General features: G+C 59.1%; 18 protein-coding genes and 1 pseudogene. 12 read left to right on the top strand and 7 right to left on the bottom strand.

Going from position 1 to position 18292, the window contains the following annotated elements; translation table 11 throughout:
• Positions 1-33 precede the first annotated feature (33 nt).
• Genes HFO71_RS22525 through HFO71_RS22540 form a run of 4 tightly spaced genes read left to right on the top strand, consistent with a single transcriptional unit; the run spans position 34 to position 4108 of the window.
• Positions 34-1362, top strand: coding sequence for an ABC transporter substrate-binding protein (locus HFO71_RS22525; protein WP_132611981.1), 1329 nt, complete (start codon positions 34-36; stop codon positions 1360-1362).
• The gene (locus HFO71_RS22530) at positions 1362-2300 is read left to right on the top strand and encodes a carbohydrate ABC transporter permease (protein WP_077976971.1); all 939 of its coding nucleotides are present in this window, start codon (positions 1362-1364) and stop codon (positions 2298-2300) included. Before HFO71_RS22525 ends, HFO71_RS22530 begins: the two co-directional genes overlap by 1 nt.
• Positions 2300-3115: a carbohydrate ABC transporter permease gene (locus HFO71_RS22535; RefSeq protein ID WP_131641231.1), complete on the top strand. Its 816-nt coding sequence runs from the start codon at positions 2300-2302 to the stop codon at positions 3113-3115. The genes HFO71_RS22530 and HFO71_RS22535 overlap by 1 nt, the downstream gene beginning before the upstream one ends.
• Positions 3116-3133: 18 nt before the next feature.
• Positions 3134-4108, top strand: a complete 975-nt coding sequence (locus HFO71_RS22540) for a sugar kinase (RefSeq protein ID WP_077976973.1) — start codon at positions 3134-3136, stop codon at positions 4106-4108.
• Between the two features lie 68 nt (positions 4109-4176).
• Here the strand turns inward: HFO71_RS22540 and HFO71_RS35895 are convergent.
• A pseudogene (locus HFO71_RS35895) lies at positions 4177-4556 on the bottom strand (inorganic phosphate transporter); the annotation flags it as partial.
• 309 nt (positions 4557-4865) lie between these two features.
• On the opposite strand from HFO71_RS35895, the gene ugpB reads away from it, so the two are divergent.
• From ugpB to HFO71_RS22575, 7 genes are all read left to right on the top strand, one after another.
• A complete protein-coding gene (gene ugpB / locus HFO71_RS22545) occupies positions 4866-6188 on the top strand; it encodes a sn-glycerol-3-phosphate ABC transporter substrate-binding protein UgpB (protein ID WP_077976975.1) in 1323 nt (440 codons plus the stop codon).
• A 64-nt stretch (positions 6189-6252) separates the two neighbouring features.
• Complete coding sequence (ugpA, locus tag HFO71_RS22550) at positions 6253-7137, top strand: sn-glycerol-3-phosphate ABC transporter permease UgpA (protein WP_077976976.1); 885 nt, start codon at positions 6253-6255, stop codon at positions 7135-7137.
• A gap of 12 nt (positions 7138-7149) precedes the next feature.
• Positions 7150-7998 carry a sn-glycerol-3-phosphate ABC transporter permease UgpE gene (gene ugpE, locus HFO71_RS22555; protein ID WP_025397277.1) on the top strand — a complete coding sequence of 283 codons (849 nt, stop codon included), beginning with the start codon at positions 7150-7152 and terminating at the stop codon, positions 7996-7998.
• A gap of 1 nt (position 7999) precedes the next feature.
• On the top strand, positions 8000-9046 hold the full coding sequence (locus HFO71_RS22560) for a sn-glycerol-3-phosphate import ATP-binding protein UgpC (RefSeq protein WP_221988422.1): 1047 nt from the start codon (positions 8000-8002) through the stop codon (positions 9044-9046).
• Between the two features lie 54 nt (positions 9047-9100).
• Entirely contained in the window at positions 9101-9850 is a 750-nt protein-coding gene (locus HFO71_RS22565) for a glycerophosphoryl diester phosphodiesterase (RefSeq protein ID WP_077976978.1), read from the top strand.
• 9 nt (positions 9851-9859) lie between these two features.
• On the top strand, positions 9860-10645 hold the full coding sequence (locus HFO71_RS22570) for a DeoR/GlpR family DNA-binding transcription regulator (RefSeq protein ID WP_168287588.1): 786 nt from the start codon (positions 9860-9862) through the stop codon (positions 10643-10645).
• Entirely contained in the window at positions 10642-11487 is an 846-nt protein-coding gene (locus HFO71_RS22575; RefSeq protein WP_168287589.1) for an HAD-IIB family hydrolase, read from the top strand. The genes HFO71_RS22570 and HFO71_RS22575 overlap by 4 nt, the downstream gene beginning before the upstream one ends.
• Here HFO71_RS22575 and HFO71_RS22580 read toward each other — a convergent pair.
• From HFO71_RS22580 to HFO71_RS22595, 4 genes are all read right to left on the bottom strand, one after another.
• Positions 11445-12290, bottom strand: a complete 846-nt coding sequence (locus HFO71_RS22580; protein ID WP_003550150.1) for a carbohydrate ABC transporter permease — start codon at positions 12288-12290, stop codon at positions 11445-11447. The two genes, HFO71_RS22575 and HFO71_RS22580, sit on opposite strands and share 43 nt — an antisense overlap.
• 3 nt (positions 12291-12293) lie before the next feature.
• The gene (locus tag HFO71_RS22585) at positions 12294-13232 is read right to left on the bottom strand and encodes a carbohydrate ABC transporter permease (RefSeq protein ID WP_131662788.1); all 939 of its coding nucleotides are present in this window, start codon (positions 13230-13232) and stop codon (positions 12294-12296) included.
• Between the two features lie 88 nt (positions 13233-13320).
• A complete protein-coding gene (locus HFO71_RS22590; RefSeq protein WP_077976983.1) occupies positions 13321-14568 on the bottom strand; it encodes an ABC transporter substrate-binding protein in 1248 nt (415 codons plus the stop codon).
• 144 nt (positions 14569-14712) lie between these two features.
• Complete coding sequence (locus HFO71_RS22595) at positions 14713-14997, bottom strand: hypothetical protein (protein WP_231285598.1); 285 nt, start codon at positions 14995-14997, stop codon at positions 14713-14715.
• Between the two features lie 150 nt (positions 14998-15147).
• Here HFO71_RS22595 and HFO71_RS22600 point away from each other — a divergent pair, with 150 nt between their 5' ends.
• Positions 15148-16182 (top strand): LacI family DNA-binding transcriptional regulator, encoded by a 1035-nt coding sequence (locus HFO71_RS22600; protein WP_132611978.1) that lies wholly within the window; start codon positions 15148-15150, stop codon positions 16180-16182.
• Positions 16183-16197: 15 nt separating this feature from the next.
• Here the strand turns inward: HFO71_RS22600 and HFO71_RS22605 are convergent, their stop codons facing one another.
• Positions 16198-17133 carry an alpha/beta hydrolase gene (locus HFO71_RS22605; protein ID WP_132611976.1) on the bottom strand — a complete coding sequence of 312 codons (936 nt, stop codon included), beginning with the start codon at positions 17131-17133 and terminating at the stop codon, positions 16198-16200.
• Positions 17130-18278, bottom strand: coding sequence for a Gfo/Idh/MocA family protein (locus HFO71_RS22610; protein WP_168287591.1), 1149 nt, complete (start codon positions 18276-18278; stop codon positions 17130-17132). The genes HFO71_RS22605 and HFO71_RS22610 overlap by 4 nt, the downstream gene beginning before the upstream one ends.
• Between the last annotated feature and the right edge of the window lie 14 nt (positions 18279-18292).

Consider the following 18292-nt stretch of genomic DNA (forward strand, 5'->3'; position numbering starts at 1 on the left):
GAGGAGATCGCCGGCAAAAGGAGGAGGAATCACATGTCATCGTTTTTGAACCCGACGAGACGCGGCTTTCTGGCAGTTACGGCCGCTTTTGGCGCCAGCAGCATACTCGGCGTGCGGTTGGCATCGGCTGCCGTTGATTGGAAGCGCTTTGCCGGTACGACGCTGGAAGTCAACCTGGTCAAGAGCCCGCGCAGCGAAATACTTCTGAAGTACTTGTCCGAATTCGAGGAGCTCTCCGGCATCAAGGTCAATGCCGAAGCGACGCCCGAACAACAGCAGCGTCAGAAGACGACCATCGAGCTGAGCTCCGGCAAGCCGAGCTTCGATGTCGTGCACATGAGCTACCACGTCCAGAAGCGGCAGTTCGAAAAGGGCGGCTGGCTTGCCGATATCGGCGGTTTTCTCAAGGACCCCTCTCTGACCGACCCGTCTCTGGTTGAAAGCGACTTCGCCGAAGCCGGCCTGACTTTTGCCAGAGATCCGGACGGCGTTCTGCGTTCGCTTCCATTCTCGGTCGATTACTGGATCATCTACTGGAACAAGACGCTGTTCGAGAAGAAGGGGCTCGCCTACCCGACGACGTTCGAAGAACTCGCCAGTGCTGCGGAGGCGCTCACCGATCCTTCCACCAACACCTACGGCTTCGTCGCCCGCGGCCTGAAGAACGCCAATACGCCGGTCTGGACGTCGCTGCTGCTTGGCTATGGTTCGAGCCCGCTCGGTCCGGATGGCAAGCTGCGCACGACATCGCAAGAAGCGATCGATGCAGCCAAGCTCTATCAAAGACTGATGACCAAGACCGCCCCTCCCGGCGTTTCTGGCTTCAACTGGGCCGAGGCGCAGTCGGCCTTCCTGCAGGGCAAGATCGGCATGTGGCTGGACGGCGTCGGTTTTGCGCCGCCGATCGAGAATCCGGAAAAGTCACGCGTCGTCGGCCAGGTCGGTTACGGCATCATGCCGAAAGGTCCGAAGGCACAAGCCGCAGGCACTTTTGGCGACGGTCTTGGCGTCGTCGCGGCAAGCCAGAAGAAAGAAGCCGGGTACCTCTTCTGCCAATGGGCGATTTCGCATGAAATGGGCGCACGTCTGCTGCAGGCCGGCGCCGGCGTTCCTTTCCGCCAGTCCGTCCTCGAGGATGCGAAGGTCCGCGAAGGCGTCAAGATGCCGGGCGCCTGGCTGGATGCCGTCGTCGGTTCCGGCAAGATCTCGCAGCTCGCGCTGCCGGTCATCATTCCGGTCACCGAGTTCCGCGACGTCTATGGTGTCGGTCTCACCAACATGATCGGCGGCGCCGATCCCGAAACCGAGCTGAAGGCAGCGACGGCACAGTTCGAACCTGTCCTGGCGAAAAGCGAGGGATAATGGCCTCGACAAGCATCGAAACGGCCGCAGTGGCCAAGACGTCGAAAGGAAGGAGCAAACCGGATCGGTTTGCTCCTAACTACTGGCCTTTCGTTATCCCGGCGCTGATCGTCATTGCGGCCGTCATTGTTTTTCCATGGGTGTTTACCCTTTGGATGAGCGTCAACAGCTGGACGCTTGGCCAGTCCCAGGTCTTTGCGGGACTGGACAACTATGCGCGGCTGGTCGTGGACACGCGCTTCTGGGATTCGCTGTGGCATACGGTGCTCTATACGACGCTTTCCGTGGTCGTCCCCCTTTTTCTAGGGACGCTCGCAGCGCTCATCTTCGACGCTCAATTTCCGTTGCGCGGTCTTATCCGCGGCATATTCGTGATGCCGATGATGGCCACGCCCGTGGCCATCGCACTCGTTTGGACGATGATGTACCATCCGCAGCTCGGCGTCCTCAACTATCTCCTCTCCTTCATCGGCATCGGCCCGCAGGAGTGGATCTATAATCAGAGCAGCGTCATCCCGTCGCTGGTACTGGTCGAGACCTGGCAGTGGACGCCGCTTATCATGCTGATCGTGCTCGGCGGTCTGGCGGCGGTTCCGCGTGAGCCCTATGAAAGTGCTGAAATCGACGGAGCCAATGTCTGGCAGAAATTCCGCTATCTGACGCTGCCGATGATCGCGCCGTTCCTGATGATTGCCGTGATCATCCGCAGTATCGATGCGGTGAAAAGTTTCGACATCATCTATGCCATGACCCAAGGCGGTCCCGGCACGGCGTCGGAGACGATCAACATCTATCTCTACAACACTGCTTTCGCCTACTACGATATCGGCTATGGCTCAGCGATGGCGGTTGTCTTCTTCATCCTCATCGTCCTGCTCTCCTTCGTCCTTATGATGCTCCGGCAGCGCGTGAACTGGTCCGACGGGGAGGCACGCTGATGAAGCGCAAGACGCTCGATCGCATCGGACTGCTGTTTGTTGCCCTGGTGATGATCTCGCCGGTCGTCCTGTTCTTCCTCTGGATGATCTCCCTGTCGCTGAAATATGAGATCGACAACGGCGCCTATCCGCCGGTCTTCATCCCGGAGCGCTTAGCCTGGTCGAATTATCTGAAGGTCTTCGAAGAGAACAACTTCTTCCTCTATCTCTGGAATTCGGTGCTGGTGACGGGGGCTGCCACGCTTCTGGCGCTGCTGATCGGCGTGCCCGCCGGATATGGCATCGCGCGGCTGAAGGCGGAGAAGTCCGCGATGGTCATCATGATCGCGCGCATGACGCCGGGCCTTTCCTTCCTGATACCGCTCTTCCTGCTATTCCAGTGGCTGAACCTGCTCGGCACGCTCCTGCCGCAGATCATCATCCATCTCGTCGTCACCGTACCGATCGTCGTGTGGATCATGATCGGTTATTTCGAGACGACGCCGATGGAGCTGGAGGAGGCTGCAAGCATCGACGGCGCAACACCGTGGCAGGTTTTCCGCTTGGTCGCCTTGCCGATCGCCAGGCCGGGCATCGTCGTCGCCTTCATCCTGTCAGTCATCTTCTCGTGGAACAACTTCGTCTTCGGCATCGTGCTCGCCAGCCGCGAGACGCGCACGCTTCCTGTCGCGGTCTATAACATGCTGTCTTTCGAACAGGTCAGTTGGGGTCCGCTCGCCGCAGCCGCATTGATCGTCACCTTGCCCGTGCTGATCTTGACGGTGTTTGCGCAACGGCAGATCGTGGCGGGTCTGACGGCCGGAGCCGTCAAGTAAGCGGGTGAGACAACGAACTTGACGACTTCTTCTGCCTTCGAAGCGCCTCCCGGCCCGGCGCGCCGCGTTCTTTGTGTCGGCGCGGCGGTGATGGATACCCTGTTTCGGGTCCGCTCTCTGCCCGCCGGCCAGGGCAAAATTCTGCCCTACGACATGCTGCAGATCGCCGAGGGCATGGCGTCGAGCGCCGCCTTTGCGGTCGCCCGGCTGGGCGGCAATGCCAGCCTCTGGGGCGCAGTCGGCAACGATGCCACCGGCGAACGCATCATTGCCGACCTCGGCAACAGCGGCATAGACACGAGCGGCATGCTGCGCGTGGACGGCGCCCGCTCGGCCGTCTCGACCATTCTCGTCGATGATCAGGGCGAGCGCCTGATTGTGCCTTTCTACGATGCGGGCCTGCACGAGACAGTCAAGCCGGTCACAATAGAGGACGTTTCTTCTTTCGATGCGGTGCTGGTCGACGTCCGGTGGCCGAAGCTTGCATTGCGGACGCTGTCTGCGGCGCGAGAGGCGGGCAAACCGGCCATTCTCGATGGCGATGTCGCAGCCGATGGCGTGATCGAGATGCTTGCACCGGCGGCCAGCCACATCGTATTCTCGCAGCCGGCCGCCGAGCGCCTTGCGGGTGCAGCCGAGCTGGTGAAGGTCGTCGGCCTTCTGAAACGAAAGTTCGAGCAAGCTTTCGTCAGCGTCACGGCGGGCGAAAATGGCTCTTTCTGGTTCGAGGACCGAACCGGCGAAATCGCCCATCTTGCCGCTCCGAAGGTGAGGGCGGTCGATACGCTCGCAGCCGGCGATATCTTTCATGGCGCTTTCGCGCTGGCTGTCGCCGAAGGCTTGCCGATCGAAGAGACGATGCGCTGGGCATCCATGGCGGCGGCGCTCAAATGCCAGGTATTCGGCGGTCGTACCGGCGCGCCCAGCAGAGTCGAGGTCTGCGATGGCCTGCGGGATTGGGACGTGCCGATGACCAAGATGAGGGATCGTTGATGGAAGCGGTCCGAAAGCCAATGGTCTAAGGCTGAAAATGATCGCAGCGACGGGGAGTGTCACCCGACAACAACAATGTTGCCCGCCAAGCCCCAGCGGTGATGGTATGTGGGTCGAAAACGGGATATCTGGCCAGGTTACGCCAAGCAATGTCAGAGCTCCGCCTGTTTCGGCGCAAAAGCCCTGCATTGGGTTGAGACGCGTAATCTTCGATCCCGTCGCGTGGGCAATCCGCCATGGGATCGAAAAGCGCACCGAGTGCAGTTGCACTTTGGCATGAAAGGACGACCAAGGGCGGTACATGGAAATCACCCGCCAATTATCCTTGCGAATATAGGACATTGTCTTTCGAGCGTCATTGCCCATGGCCGAGGGAATGGAGAGAGGCGGACAGAAACTGGAGGGCTTCGCCGCACCGACGACGGTCTTTGTGTGTTGGGCGAATAAATCGAAGAAGCGCTCTTCCCGCGGCATCAGTTTTCGGAACCAGGTGAGCATCTGCGCTCCATCGAGTGTCGCAAAACTGCCACAAAGCACGCCGCTGCCCGTGAAAGGCTGTTTCCCAAAGCAGGGCCAGCGCGCAAATCGATCGGCCACTCAAACTCATACTTCCAGCCAGCGGCCCCTTATGACCGTCGGGCTTGGTGTCATCAAATGTTCATATGAACATTTCATATTTGCAAAGTGAAACTCGCCTGTTACGATCGGCTCACGTTCGTAGCGGGAGGCTATGAACCGACAACAAGTGGGAGTGAGGATGAACAAGATCGCTTTTTTCCTGTCCGCAGGACTGACCAGCCTTTCGTTATCCGTCCCGGCCTTGGCCGCCACGAAGATCCAGTGGTGGCACGCAATGGGCGGCGAGAATGGCGCGAAGCTTGAACAGATCGCCAAGGGGTTCAACGCGTCTCAGTCCGATTATGAGATCGTGCCGGTCTACAAGGGCACCTATGACGAGACGCTGACCGGCGCGATCGCGGCGTTTCGTGCCAACCAGCAGCCGGCAATCGTCCAGGTCTATGAAGTCGGCACCGGCACCATGATGGCAGCACAGGGTGCGGTCTATCCCGTCTACCAGTTGATGAAGGACGAGGGGGAGGCCTGGGACCAGAGCAAATTCATTGCCCCGGTCGTCGGCTACTACTCGGACACCAGCGGCAACGTCTTGTCCTTGCCGTTCAATTCCTCGACGCCGATCATGTATTACAACAAGGATGTCTTCCAAAAAGCGGGGCTCGATCCGGAAACACCGCCGAAAACATGGGCGGACGTCGAGGCCTTCTCGCGGACGATCATGAAGTCCGGCGCTGCCAAATGCGGCTTTACCAGCGCCTGGATTTCCTGGATCCAGACCGAAAACCTCAATGCCTTGCACGACAAGCCATACTCCACCAAGGCCAACGGTTTTGGCGGCCTGGACGCGGAATTCACCTTCAACAACGATCTGACGATCCGCCATTGGGGCAATCTGAAGAAGTGGCAGGACGAGGGGCTCTTCAAATTCGGCGGACCTGGCGGCGGCGATAACGCTCCTCCGATGTTCTATTCGCAGGAATGTGCGATGTACATGAATTCCTCGGCCGGCCGGGCCGGTGTCATCAACAACGCGAAGGCTTTCAAGGTCGGGTTTGCGCCGCTTCCCTACTATGACGACGTCATTCCGCAGCCGCTCAATTCGATTATCGGCGGCGCCACGCTCTGGACGCTGAAAGGCCGCCCGGAAGAGGAGTACAAGGGGGTCGCGAAATTCTTCACCTACCTGCAGAAGCCGGAAGTCCAAGCCGATTGGCATCAGTTCTCGGGCTACCTGCCGATAACCGAGGCTGCGTATAAGCTGGGCCAGGACCAGGGCTATTACGAGAAGAATCCGGGAGCAGATATCGGCATCAAGCAACTGACGCGGGTGACACCCACCGACAATTCGAAGGGTATCCGGTTCGGCAACTACGTTCAGGTGCGTGGTATCATCGACGATGAGTTTGCAGCCTTGCTGGGCGGTAAGAAGACGGCGAAGGAAGCGGTTGATTCCGTGGTCGCACGAGGCAACGAACAGCTTCGCGACTTTCAGTCCGCCAACTAATGGGCTCCGCGACGGGGGCTGGTGAGAGCCGGCCCCCGTTTCCCATCCGTCAGTGTGAGGCTCCATGCAAACCAAACGGACCGTATTTCCCAACAAGCTTTTGCCTTACCTGCTCATCGCACCCCAAATTTTCGTGACCGTGGTATTTTTCCTCTGGCCCGCGGCGACTGCATTCTGGCAATCTTTCCTGCGCCAGGATGCCTTCGGCTTCAAAACGAATTTCGTCTGGTTCGAAAACTATCGCCGGCTCTTTGCCGATCCGATCTACATCAATGCCTTCGGCCACACGCTCGTCTTCGCTATTCTCGTGACGGTCCTGTCGACGGCGATCGCGTTGCTCCTGGCTGCAGCGGCGATGCGCGTGTTGCGCAACTCTCGAATTTATTCGACCTTGCTCATCTGGCCCTATGCCGTCGCTCCCGCGATCGCTGGCATTCTTTGGTGGTTCATGTTCAATCCGTCGATCGGTATCGTCGCCTATATGTTGCGTACGATGGGGATCAACTGGAACCACCTAATCAATCCCGACCACGCCATGGTCCTGATCGTGATCGCGGCGACGTGGAAGCAGATATCATATAACTTCTTGTTCTTCTTGGCTGCGCTGCAATCCGTCCCGCGCTCGCTTCAGGAAGCCGGGGCCATCGACGGAGCCGGTCCAGTGAAGCGTTTTTGGACGATCGTGTTCCCGCTGATCTCGCCGACGACCTTCTATCTGATTGTCATCAACATCGTTTACGCGATGTTCGATACGTTCGGCATCATTCATGCGACCACCCAGGGCGGACCGGCGCGGGCAACCGAGATCCTTGTCTACAAGGTTTATTTCGATGGCTTCATCGGACTGAATTTGGGCTCGTCGGCGGCGCAGTCGGTCATTCTCATGGTGATCGTCATCGCTCTGACCGCGGTGCAATTCCGTTTCATCGAACGCCGCGTGCAATATTGAGGAAGCCCGAGGATGGTTGAAAATCGCCCTTTCCTGAATTTCCTGGCGCACCTTGTCCTCATCATTGGCGTCACGATCGTCGTATTTCCGGTCTATGTGGCTTTCATCGCATCGAGCCACGGCCCAAACGACTTCCTGTCTGGCGTCGTGCCGCTGACACCGGGAAGCCATATCATCGAGAACTATTCGACGATGCTGTCGTCGGGAATGACAAGCTCCGGGGCGCCGCCGATCGGGCCGATGCTGATCAACTCGCTGATCATGGCTGTTGGCGTCGCCGTCGGAAAGATCGCTATTTCGATCCTTTCGGCCTTTGCCATCGTCTATTTCCGGTTTCCGTTCCGGACCCTGGCGTTCTGGATGATCTTCATCACGCTGATGCTGCCGGTGGAGGTGCGCATCGTGCCGACCTATAAAGTCGTCGCCGACCTTGGAATGCTGAACAATTATGGCGGCCTCATCATTCCGCTAATCGCATCGGCAACGGCAACCTTCCTGTTTCGCCAGTTCTTTCTGACTGTCCCCGACGAACTCATGGAGGCTGCCCGTGTCGATGGGGCAGGGCCGATGAAGTTCTTCCGCGATATCCTGCTGCCGCTGTCGATCACCAACATCGCCGCGTTGTTCATCATCCTGTTTGTGCTCGGCTGGAACCAGTATCTGTGGCCGCTCATCATAACGACCGACCAGAGCTTCTATACCGTTGTGATGGGAATCCAGCGCATGGCAGCGGTTGCCGATGCCGAGCCGCGCTGGAACCTTGTGATGGCAGCCGTCATTCTGGCTGCCCTACCACCCGTCCTCGTCATCGTCGCCATGCAACGCCTTTTCGTCAAAGGCCTGGTCGAAACGGAGAAGTGAAATGGCAACGATCAACATCATTGACGTCAAGAAGAATTATGGTGCCGTTCCGGCGGTCAAGGGTATCAACCTGTCTGTTGCAGACGGCGAACTCATCGTCCTCGTCGGCCCCTCCGGCTGTGGCAAATCAACCCTGCTTCGCATGATTGCCGGGTTGGAAACCATCAGCGAGGGTCATGTCGAGATTGCCGGCCGCAATGTCAACAAGGCAGAACCGGCCGACCGCGATATCGCCATGGTCTTTCAAAATTACGCGCTTTATCCGCATATGACCGTACGCGGAAATCTCGAATATGGTTTGAAAAATCGCGGCACAGAACGGGCGGAAATCAACCGCCGCGTGGCGGAGGCGGCCGAGATCCTCGAAATCGGGCCGATGTTGGATCGTAAACCTCGCGAACTCTCCGGCGGGCAGCGCCAGCGTGTTGCGATGGGGCGCGCCATCGTTCGTGAGCCGGCCGCCTTCCTTTTCGATGAGCCTTTGTCCAATCTCGATGCCAAATTGCGGGTGCAGATGCGCGTTGAAATACGCCGGCTGCAACGGCGCCTGAAGACCACCAGCATTTACGTCACCCATGACCAGCTTGAAGCGATGACGCTGGCAGACCGGCTGGTCGTGATGAACGAAGGACTTGTCGAACAGGTCGGCACGCCCGTGGCGGTCTACGATCGCCCGGCGAGCCTGTTTGTTGCCAGTTTCATCGGCTCGCCGCCTATGAATCTCGTGCCGATCGACGTCCTCAGGGCAGCCGACAGCGCAAGTGCCCTGGCATTGCCCGCCGGCACCGACATGGTCGGCCTTCGTCCGGACGCGTTGCTCGTCACCAAGCCGGCAGAGCCTTCCGTTCGTCTCAATGCGACGGTCGAATTGCTCGAGCCAATCGGGGGAGAAAGCCATCTGCATGTGCGATTGCGCGGAAGCCAGCAGACGGTCGTCCTGACCGTGCCGGGTCGTCCGGATTTTGCCGAGAATACAAATATCGACGTCTTTGCACGTGTCGGGGCGATGCACCCTTTCAACAGCGATACCGGAAAACGCACAGATTGACTCCGGTTTTTAATTCTTCATCCCACCCCAGATGACGACGAAAGAGATGAGACGATGACGACTGTAGAGCCGCGAACCGGCCCGAGACGCAGCGAGGTTCAGGCGCATCGAGGCGCCTCTGCCATTGCGCCCGAGAATACCATTGCCGCTTTCCGGGCGGCTGCAGAACAAGGCGCGGAATGGGTCGAACTCGATGTTGCACTTCTTGCCGATGGTACCCCGGTTGTCATCCACGACGTCTCCATCGATCGCTGTTCGTCGTCGAAGGGAAATCTTGCCGACCTCACCGCGTCGGATCTCGACGCCATCGACGCCGGCTCGTGGTTCAGCCCGAAATTCAAAGGCGAACCACTGCCGACGCTGGCTCGCGTTGTTTCCGCGCTGGGCGAACTCGGCCTCAACGCCAATGTCGAGATCAAACAGCATGCCCATCACAAGTCACTCGACCAGCTGGTCAAAGTCGTTGATCAACATCTGAAGGCGCGGGCGGCGCAAACCAAGATCATGATCTCGAGCTTTGATGCCGCTGCGCTGAAGGGAATGCACGAGCTTGATCCAAGCTACGAACTCGCCATGCTGTGGAGCAAGTTGCCTGCGGATTGGACGGATATCCTGCGGTCGATTCCCGCAAAGACCATCCATCTTGACTACAAGGCTCTGAGTATCGGGTTTATCGAAGAGGCCGTGCGTCGCGGCATCTCGGTGCGGGCGTGGACCTGCAATGATCCCAGACGGCTCGCATCGTTCTGGGATGTGGGTTTGACCGGCGTGATAACAGACGACCCCAGTGTCTACCTCACCTAAGGAGCGGCGATGGGGCAGCGGATCATATCGAGCCGGCAACGTGAGATCCTCGCGCTGATCGAGACCGAAGGTGTTCAGTACATCGAGGAGCTGGCACGCCGGTACGATCTGACGACGCAGACGATCCGTCGCGATATCAATGCATTATGCGATCTCGGGCACGCGCGCCGCTTTCACGGCGGCGTCGATCTGCCGGTCGAAGGCAGCAACATCTCGCTCAATGCGCGCGCCCAGCTCAATCGGCGCGCCAAGCGGCTGATCGCCAAGCGCGTCGCCGCCGACATCGGGACAGAGGCGACAGTGTTCCTCGGGATCGGCAGCACGGTTCGGTTCGTTGCCGAGGCGCTGCGTGATCACCAGGGCCTGACGGTGATCACCAACAACATCCACGTCGCCCTGAGCCTTTGCGACGCGCCGAGCGTGGAGGTCCATTTGACGGGCGGTCTTTTGCGTCACGATGACCGCGATGTGGTCGGCACGGATGTAATCAGGTTCGTCGAAAAATTCTATGCGACTTACGCTGTCGTCGGCGCTGGCGCGTTGAGCCCGCTTAACGGTCTGATGGATTTCAGCTACAGCGAAGCCCAGATCACCAATGCCCTGCTGGAGAATTCACAAACGCAGATCCTGGCCGCGGACGTCAGCAAGTGGACGCGCAACGCGGCCGTGCGTGTGGCGCCATTCAGCAAACTCACCCGTTTCTACACCGATCGGCTACCTGGCGACGCGGCCGCCACAAATGCTCTGGCCGAGAGCAGCTTGGACGTGGTCACATGCAGCGAGGATATGACATGAGCTATGTAGACTTGGCGCCATCAGCTCGTGAATTACGGGATGTGCGCTACCTGTTCACCGACATCGACGATACGCTGACCACCGAAGGCAAGTTACTGCCGCAAACCTACGAAGCTCTCTGGGATCTCAGCCGGGCGGGCATTGCCGTCGTGCCGGTGACGGGGGGCTCAGCCGGATGGTGCGAACATATCGTTCGTGCCTGGCCGGTAGCCGCGGTCATCGGCGAAAGTGGCGCATATTGTGTCACCCGTCAGGACGGCGCAGTCGTCTTCGACTATTGGGAGGACGCCACCCTGCAGGCTGAGCGCCAGCGCCAGCATCTCCAGGCAATCAAAGAGCTGGTCTCTCAGGGGAGCAAGACGTTCAGAATTGCCCACGATCAGGTCTTTCGGCTGGCGGACGTCGCGATCGATATCCAGGGTCACGACCCGCGTGAGGTCGAGGACCTCGCGTCCAGGATAAGAGCCATTGGCGGAACGGTCGCGATCAGTTCCATTCACATCAACACGTGGATCGGCGATTACAACAAGCGGTCGATGAGCGAACGCGTTCTAACCGAGATATTCGGTGTCGACTCGGCTGAAACTCCCGCCGTTACCGCCTTCGTCGGCGACTCTCGAAACGATGCGCCAATGTTCGGCTTTATCCGCAACTCCTTCGGGGTCAACAACATCATCCCGGTTCTTTCACAATTGCAATACACGCCGAAATGGGTCTCCTCGCAGCCCGCCGGCCTTGGCTTTGCCGATATTGCCCAAACGATCTTGGACGCGGCTGGCGCGGGTTCTGAGACGTCTCGTCAGCTTTTGACCGAGCCGGCGGTCATGCCCGCCAGGAAGTAGCGTTGAGCAACCAGGTAAAGGACCAGAAGGGGAAGGGAACCGAGCACGCTCATCGCCATCATCTCGTTCCATTCGAAAGCGTGCTGGCCCATCAGAAGCTGGATGCCGATCGGAACGGTTCTGAGGTCCATCGATTTCGTCAGCGTCAGCGCAAAGAGGAATTCGTTCCAGGCCAGCAGGAAGGTGTAGACCGCGGTGGCGACGATCCCGGGGATGGAGACGGGAACGATGACGCGCCAAAGCGCCGTCCAGCTCGAACCGCCGTCGACCAGGACGGCCTCGTCCAGCTCTTTCGGCAGGGTGTTGAGATAGCCTGTCATCAGCAGGACGGCGTAAGGCAGAGTGAAGACCATGTAGGTGAGGATCAGCGCCAGGTAAGTATCGAAGATCCTGAAGGCGACCACCATTCCGAAATAGGGGATGAGAAGGGTGATGGGCGGAACGGTCTGGGTGCTGATGATGAAGATGTTCAAGGTGTTCTTGAACCGGAACTGATAGCGGCTGAAGCCGTAGGCGGTTACGATCGCGACAACCAGGGTCAGGGCGGTGACGACGCCGGCGACGAAGTAACTGTTGATGAAGAACCGCACTTTCACTGGATCGTTGAAGATCGTCAGATAGGCGGCCACCGTAAAATCATCGGGCAACAGCCGCGGCGGAAGGGCGAAGATTTCCGTATTCGATTTCAGCGAACTGAAAAACATCCACACGATCGGAAAGGCCGAAAAGACGAGGCCGATCGCCAGGCCGAGATAGGTCAGGATGGTCGGCAATACCGAGCTCTTGAAGGAACGCTTTGCCATGGATCACCTGCGCTGCTGGTGTTTAATGTAGAAGTAGGTGACGCTCATCGAGATGATGAGGATGATCATTGCGCTCGCCGAAGCCAGCGAGAATTCGTACTGGGAAAAGGCGAGCTTGTAGGTGAAGGTGGAGAGCACTTCCGTCGAATAGATCGGGCCGCCGCCCGTCGTCATCCATACGAGTGGAAAAACCTGCATCGTCCAGATGAAATCCAGGAGCGCGATGCTGATGATGATCGGCATCAACTGCGGAATGGTGATGTACCAGAACTTTTGGAGTTCGTTCGCACCATCGATGCCGGCTGCCTCGTAAAGCTCCTTCGAAATACCCTGGAGGCCGGCGAGCAGGCTGACCATGTAGAGCGGATAGCCTGCCCAGATGTTTGCGAAGGTCAAAGCGTGGATGGCGGTGCGCGTCGAGGAGAACCACTCGACCTTGAAGTTGATGATATGGAGCGCCATCAGCACGCTGTTGACGACGCCGTTCGGGTCGAGCAGCAGGCGCCAGATGATGGCGATGATGACGGCCGTGAACAGCCAGGGCAGGATGAAGAGCACGCGCAGGATGCTGCGAATGAGCGGATCGACGCGGTTGGTGTTCAACAGCAGCGCGAAGGCCAGGCCGATGATGAAGTGGAAGATGACGCTCATGATCGTGAAATAAAGCGTCTGCACGACCGACTGCCAGAAGACCGGATTCTCGAAGATGGTCATATAATTCTGGAGGCCCGCGAAGGCAGCGTCCTTTTTCATGATGGCGCCGTCCATCAGTGAATATTTGAAGACCATCACCATAGGAAACAGCATCAGCAGGACAAGCAGCAGGGTCGCCGGCGAAACGTAGAAATACGGCACCAGCTTCCTCAGGGTGCTGTAACGAAGCCATCCTTTTCTTCGCGCTTTGGCTTGCGCAGCGACCAGCGCCGTAGCCGAATGATTCATGAGCTGTGACTTTCTATTCTGCCGAAATTTGACGACTTGCACCGGCAGCGCCTGGTTGCGCTGCCGGTGATCCGTGAAAGCGACGTGCTTAGAACTTCGCCAGCCACGCCTTCTCGGTATTGGCAGCTGCCTCCTTGGCTGACTGCCCGCCGTCGAACATCTTCTGAACTTCGACGTTCATGTCGCGCATCAGCTCTTCGGCAACCGGAAGGCCGACGAACTCGTTCGCAGGATAACCGCTTTGGAAGATTTTGAAGGCTTCCGAGAAGATCGGGTCCGAGGCCACGAAGTCCGGCTTTGCATGGACGTTGCCGGGGAAGGCGTTGGCAATCGAGACGAGACGGCCGTTGACGTCAGGGCTCATCAGATATTCGACGAGCTTCCAGGCTTCTTCCTTGTGCTGGCTGCCCTCGCTTATGCCGATACCCCAGGATGCGTAGGGCATGCCGCGCTTGCCGGTGTAGCCGTCAATGGCCGGCAAGGCGGAGATGCCGAAATTGAGCTTCGGATTGCGCTCGCGGATGAGGTTCACATGGGCGAGGGAGTCGACCATCATGCCGACGCGGCCATTGACGAATTCCTCGACCTTGTCCTGTTCCTTCTTGGCAAAAATGCCAGGAGAAATAACGCCTTCCTTGTTGAGCGAAGCGATATAGTCGAGAGTGCCGACGACGGCTTCATTTTCGAGGTCAGGCTTGCCGTCCTTCAGCATCGAGGCGCCGGAGGCCCAGACCCAGGACATGACGTCGTTCTGGATTCCGCTCGGAGACTGCAGCGATAGCGGCAGGACCCAGCCGTACTGGTTCTTCGAGGCGTCCGTCATTTTCTTCGCGGCTTCGGCAAATTCCGTGCGCGTGGCCGGCAGCTTGTCGACGCCGGCGGCCTTGGCGATATCCAGGTTCACGAAGACCGGGTAGACGAAGGATGCCAGCGGGAACATCACGCTCTTGCCATCGATCTTAACGATATCGGTGATCTGGCTCTTGTCGTATTTCGCCTGCTCCATCAGCTCGTCCATGGAGGCGATCGCGCCCTGCTTGGAGAGCCCGTTTACCCAGGCACCATCCAGGCCCACCACGTCGCTCAGCGTTCCGGAGGCTGCGCCGACGACGATCTGGTCACGCGTTGTGGCATAGGGACCGCTGACCAGCGTCACCTTGATGCCGGGGTTTTTGGCTTCGAAATCGTTCATGATGCCGCGCAGAGCGCCCGACGGCATTTCGGGTTCCCACCATTGAATGAACTCGATGGTGGTGTCGGCAAACGCCGATGTGGCGCAGAGCGCCCATACCGCCACGGCAGCCCGCATCGTCACGCCGAATTTTCTGATATTCATCTGTGCCTCCCAAAGATTTGTCAGTTAATCGATCCTCCTCAAGACCGTAGGCAAAGTAGGTTCCCTGAAGCCTCTATCTGTCAATGAAGAACTGCGATCAGGAAAAGATGGGAGGCCGGCATTGACAGTGCGCGTTACGTTAAATCATTGATAAAAAATCATAAAATTGATTGACATCATCAGTGTTTTTCTGCAGCATTTGTATTGCTTGTGACGCATTTTTTCTTTACTTTCGTAAACAAATGAAAGTTTACCCAACAAAGTGAAAAGCGTGGCACCCGGCTTCTTCACTGCAAATTTTCGAATTTTGGGTGCTGAAACAAACGCCTTTTGCAACCCCGCGGCGCAGACCGCCCAAGTCGCAAATGAAGGGAATATTTCGATTTTCGAAAGGGAGGGCGGAGCCTGCGCAAAAAAATGACGGATCACGCCGGTCTATGCGTTGATTTTCGACGATCCGGAAAGCGAAGATCACCCTGTACAAATTGCCCTGTGCGTGGTTTGGCGCGTCAGCGGAATTGCCGTTGACGCGAAATCATTTCGATCCGGAGCGTCGTGGCATCGCCAACAAGGAATTGAATGGCCAAGAAAAGTTATAAATCGATGGACGATTTCGCGAGCGCCTCCGGCGTATCGCGTCCGACCTTGTCCAAATATTTCGATGATCCCTCGCAGATCAAGGAGGTGACCCGCAAGCGTATCGAGGCGGCTCTCAAGAAGTCGCATTTCGAGCCGAACCTTTTCGCGCGGCATCTCAATCGCAAGCGGACCAGGAATATCGGCATTCTGGTCCCGACCATGTCGGATCCCTTTTATGTGCAGGTCGTGTCGCTGATCGAGCTGGAGTTGCGGGAAAAGGGATTCTGGCCTGTCCAGATTTCGTCGCACACGCGGCCGGAGCTGGAGGCGGAGGCCGTTCGGACTTTGCTCTCGCTGAAGGTGGCGGGTGCGATCGTGGCGCCGCTCGGAGCCGGTTCTCGCCGTTCCGCGCTGGAAAGGCTGAGGGATGCCATCCCCGTCGTCTGCTTCGACAATCCTGCCGACGCCGACCTTCCTTATGTTGGCAACGATAACGCGCAAAGCATGGCAGCGATTGTGCAATATCTCTGCCGGTCCGGTGAGCCGCCGATCTTCCTGGAAATTCCGCATATGACCGAAAATGCCGGCGAGCGGCAGGCGGGCTACTGCGCGACCATGGCGAGGGAAGGGCATTCCCCGCTCGTCATCGATTGCGACGTGCCGCCTTCCTGGGAATTCGAGCGTCTCGGATACGAGCAGATGCAGAGAATTCTTGCCAATGGCGGTCTTCCGGGCAAAACGCTGCTATGCGCCAACGACCGCTTTGCTTTCGGCGCGATGGCAGCCGCATTCGCGTCGGGACTGAAAATCGGCCGGAACGACGCTTGCGACGTGCGCATCGCCGGGCACGACGACCACCCGCTAAGCCGATATACCTGTCCGTCGCTGACGACGATGGCCCAGAACGCGCCCGAGATCGCCGCGAAATCCGTGGAGCTTTTGCTGGCGCATATCGAAAGTGAGGATGATGGAACGACCCCTGTGACGAACAAGGTAATCCTCGAGGCAACGCTGGTTATGCGCGAGTCGGCTTGATGCCGTGTTTTCGCGTCAACGGGCAAGCGCTGGGTCCATGGCGCGCCATCCCGTTGCGATGGCTTCCAGGGCCTCTTGCCCCTCCGGAATGGCCCGCCTCTTCGAGACGAAGCCATGGATCTGTCCGGGCCAGGTCCGGGTCGTTGCCTTCGCCTCGGTGCTGAGCCGCTCGGCATAAGCCGCCCCTTCGTCGAACAGCACGTCATGTCCGGCAAGGATCAGAAGGGCCGGCGCCACGCCCGCCAGCGACGCTACGCTCAACGGCGAGGCTCGCCAGTCCGACCGGCTTGCGGCGTCCGGCAGGTAGTGGTCTCGGAACCATTTCATCGCGGCTGCCGTCAGGCCGAAACCCTCTTCGTAACGTGAGTAGCTGTCGGTCGTCTGCAACTGGTCGGTCACCGGATAGATCAGCACCTGTCCGATGACAGGCGGCACCTGTCTGTCCCGCGCCAGCAGGGCGACGACGGCGGCCAGATTGCCGCCCGCGCTATCGCCGGCGACGACAACCCGCAAGGGATCGATGCCGAGCGCATCGGCCTGCTCCGTCATCCAGACGAGTGTGGCGGCGCAGTCGTCGATGGCAGCAGGAAAGGGATGCTCCGGGGCGAGGCGATAGTCGGGCGAAACCACGACGGCGCCTGCCATATTGGCGAGCGTCCGGCAGATATCCTCATGAGTTTCCGGCGCGCCGATCACAAAACCGCCGCCATGGAGATAAAGCAAGGCCGGCGCGCCCTGGCGCGGCGCAGCGCGGCCGCGCCATATCTTCAACCTGATTGCGCCTGCATGCCTTTCCAGGGTCTCGACCACGTGTTCGAGCGGCCGTTGAATGTCTGCGAAACTATCCAGATATTGCTGCCGCGCCAGCGCCGGCGTGCAGTTTTCGACCGGGGTCTGCGGATCGCCAGGCCATGCAAGCGCGCGTTTGGCGGATTCGTCCAATTGTGTCATTTGAGCAAACTCCTCGCTTCGTCTTCCCGCAATTCTCTCGGCTGCGCGACAGTACCCGAAATGGTCTGCGCGATACCGGTTTCGCCGGCACGCAGGATCGCTTCCATGACTTCGAGCACGTGCAGCGCCAGATCGCCCGAAGCGCGCGGCTTACGGCCTTCGACGATTGCGCGTGCGAGATCGGCGAGGCCAAGCATGCGATAGTTGGCGCGATCCGGCGCTGCGATCGGCCAGTTGACGGCACCGAAGAGTTCGCCTGATGTATCCGTTTCCTGCCAGGGCGCGCCGCGGCTGGAGAGCGCGACGGAGCCGCCGAAATTGTCGGGGTCGGGCAGGCGCAGCGAGCCTTCGGTTCCGTGGAGTTCGATGGGATGGTTGGAATGGCGGAATACGTCCCACGAGGTGCCGAAGGTGACGGTAGCACCGCACTCGAATTCCAGTAGCGACAGCACGCTGGTCGGCGTGCCGACCGTGAACGTTGTGCCCTGCTTCGGTCCCTCCGCCGTGATGAGCCGCTCTTCCTGCCCGCTTGTGGCGACGGCCTGCACACGGCGGATCGGCCCCATCAGATTGACCATCATCGTCAGATAGTAAGGCCCCATATCCATCAGCGGGCCTGCGCCGGCCTGGTAATAAAAGCTGGGATCCGGATGCCAGTGCTCCATGCCGCGCCCCATCATGAAGGCTGTCCCGGTCACCGGCTTGCCGATGGCGCTGGCTTCCATCTGCCGCCGGGCATGGCGTCCGGCCGCGCCGAGGAACGTGTCTGGCGCCGAGCCCAGCATGAGGCCCTTCGCCGCGGCGGCATCCACCAAGCCGCGTCCTTCTGCGGCCGTGACGCCGAGCGGCTTCTCCGTGAAGACATGCTTGCCTGCCGACAGAGCCCGCATCGAAACGTCAAAATGCGCAGCCGGGATCGTCAGGTTGAGGATGAGGTCGATGTTCTTATCGTCAATGAGGCTATCGACGTCAGCCGCGCGCAAATTGAACTCCGCCGCGCGACGCTTGGCGGCGTCTGCGTTAAGATCGGCACAGGCGATTATTTCGACACCGCGGAACAGCGGCGCGTTGCGCATATAGGCGAGCGAAATATTGCCGCATCCCACAACGCCGATCCTGAGTTTCATGTCATTGGTCTGTGCCATCTAAGAACCTGATT

It is taken from the genome of Rhizobium laguerreae (genome assembly GCF_019778565.1).
GTDB lineage: Bacteria > Pseudomonadota > Alphaproteobacteria > Rhizobiales > Rhizobiaceae > Rhizobium > Rhizobium laguerreae.

Coding starts and splice junctions, on each gene's coding strand:
- HFO71_RS22525 (WP_132611981.1), top strand. CDS start 34: ATGTCATCGTTTTTGAACCCGACGAGACGCGGCTTTCTGGCAGTTACG.
- HFO71_RS22530 (WP_077976971.1), top strand. CDS start 1,362: ATGGCCTCGACAAGCATCGAAACGGCCGCAGTGGCCAAGACGTCGAAA.
- HFO71_RS22535 (WP_131641231.1), top strand. CDS start 2,300: ATGAAGCGCAAGACGCTCGATCGCATCGGACTGCTGTTTGTTGCCCTG.
- ugpB (WP_077976975.1), top strand. CDS start 4,866: ATGAACAAGATCGCTTTTTTCCTGTCCGCAGGACTGACCAGCCTTTCG.
- ugpA (WP_077976976.1), top strand. CDS start 6,253: ATGCAAACCAAACGGACCGTATTTCCCAACAAGCTTTTGCCTTACCTG.
- ugpE (WP_025397277.1), top strand. CDS start 7,150: ATGGTTGAAAATCGCCCTTTCCTGAATTTCCTGGCGCACCTTGTCCTC.
- HFO71_RS22560 (WP_221988422.1), top strand. CDS start 8,000: ATGGCAACGATCAACATCATTGACGTCAAGAAGAATTATGGTGCCGTT.
- HFO71_RS22565 (WP_077976978.1), top strand. CDS start 9,101: ATGACGACTGTAGAGCCGCGAACCGGCCCGAGACGCAGCGAGGTTCAG.
- HFO71_RS22570 (WP_168287588.1), top strand. CDS start 9,860: ATGGGGCAGCGGATCATATCGAGCCGGCAACGTGAGATCCTCGCGCTG.
- HFO71_RS22575 (WP_168287589.1), top strand. CDS start 10,642: ATGAGCTATGTAGACTTGGCGCCATCAGCTCGTGAATTACGGGATGTG.
- HFO71_RS22580 (WP_003550150.1), bottom strand. CDS start 12,290: ATGGCAAAGCGTTCCTTCAAGAGCTCGGTATTGCCGACCATCCTGACC.
- HFO71_RS22585 (WP_131662788.1), bottom strand. CDS start 13,232: ATGAATCATTCGGCTACGGCGCTGGTCGCTGCGCAAGCCAAAGCGCGA.
- HFO71_RS22590 (WP_077976983.1), bottom strand. CDS start 14,568: ATGAATATCAGAAAATTCGGCGTGACGATGCGGGCTGCCGTGGCGGTA.
- HFO71_RS22600 (WP_132611978.1), top strand. CDS start 15,148: ATGGCCAAGAAAAGTTATAAATCGATGGACGATTTCGCGAGCGCCTCC.
- HFO71_RS22605 (WP_132611976.1), bottom strand. CDS start 17,133: ATGACACAATTGGACGAATCCGCCAAACGCGCGCTTGCATGGCCTGGC.
- HFO71_RS22610 (WP_168287591.1), bottom strand. CDS start 18,278: ATGGCACAGACCAATGACATGAAACTCAGGATCGGCGTTGTGGGATGC.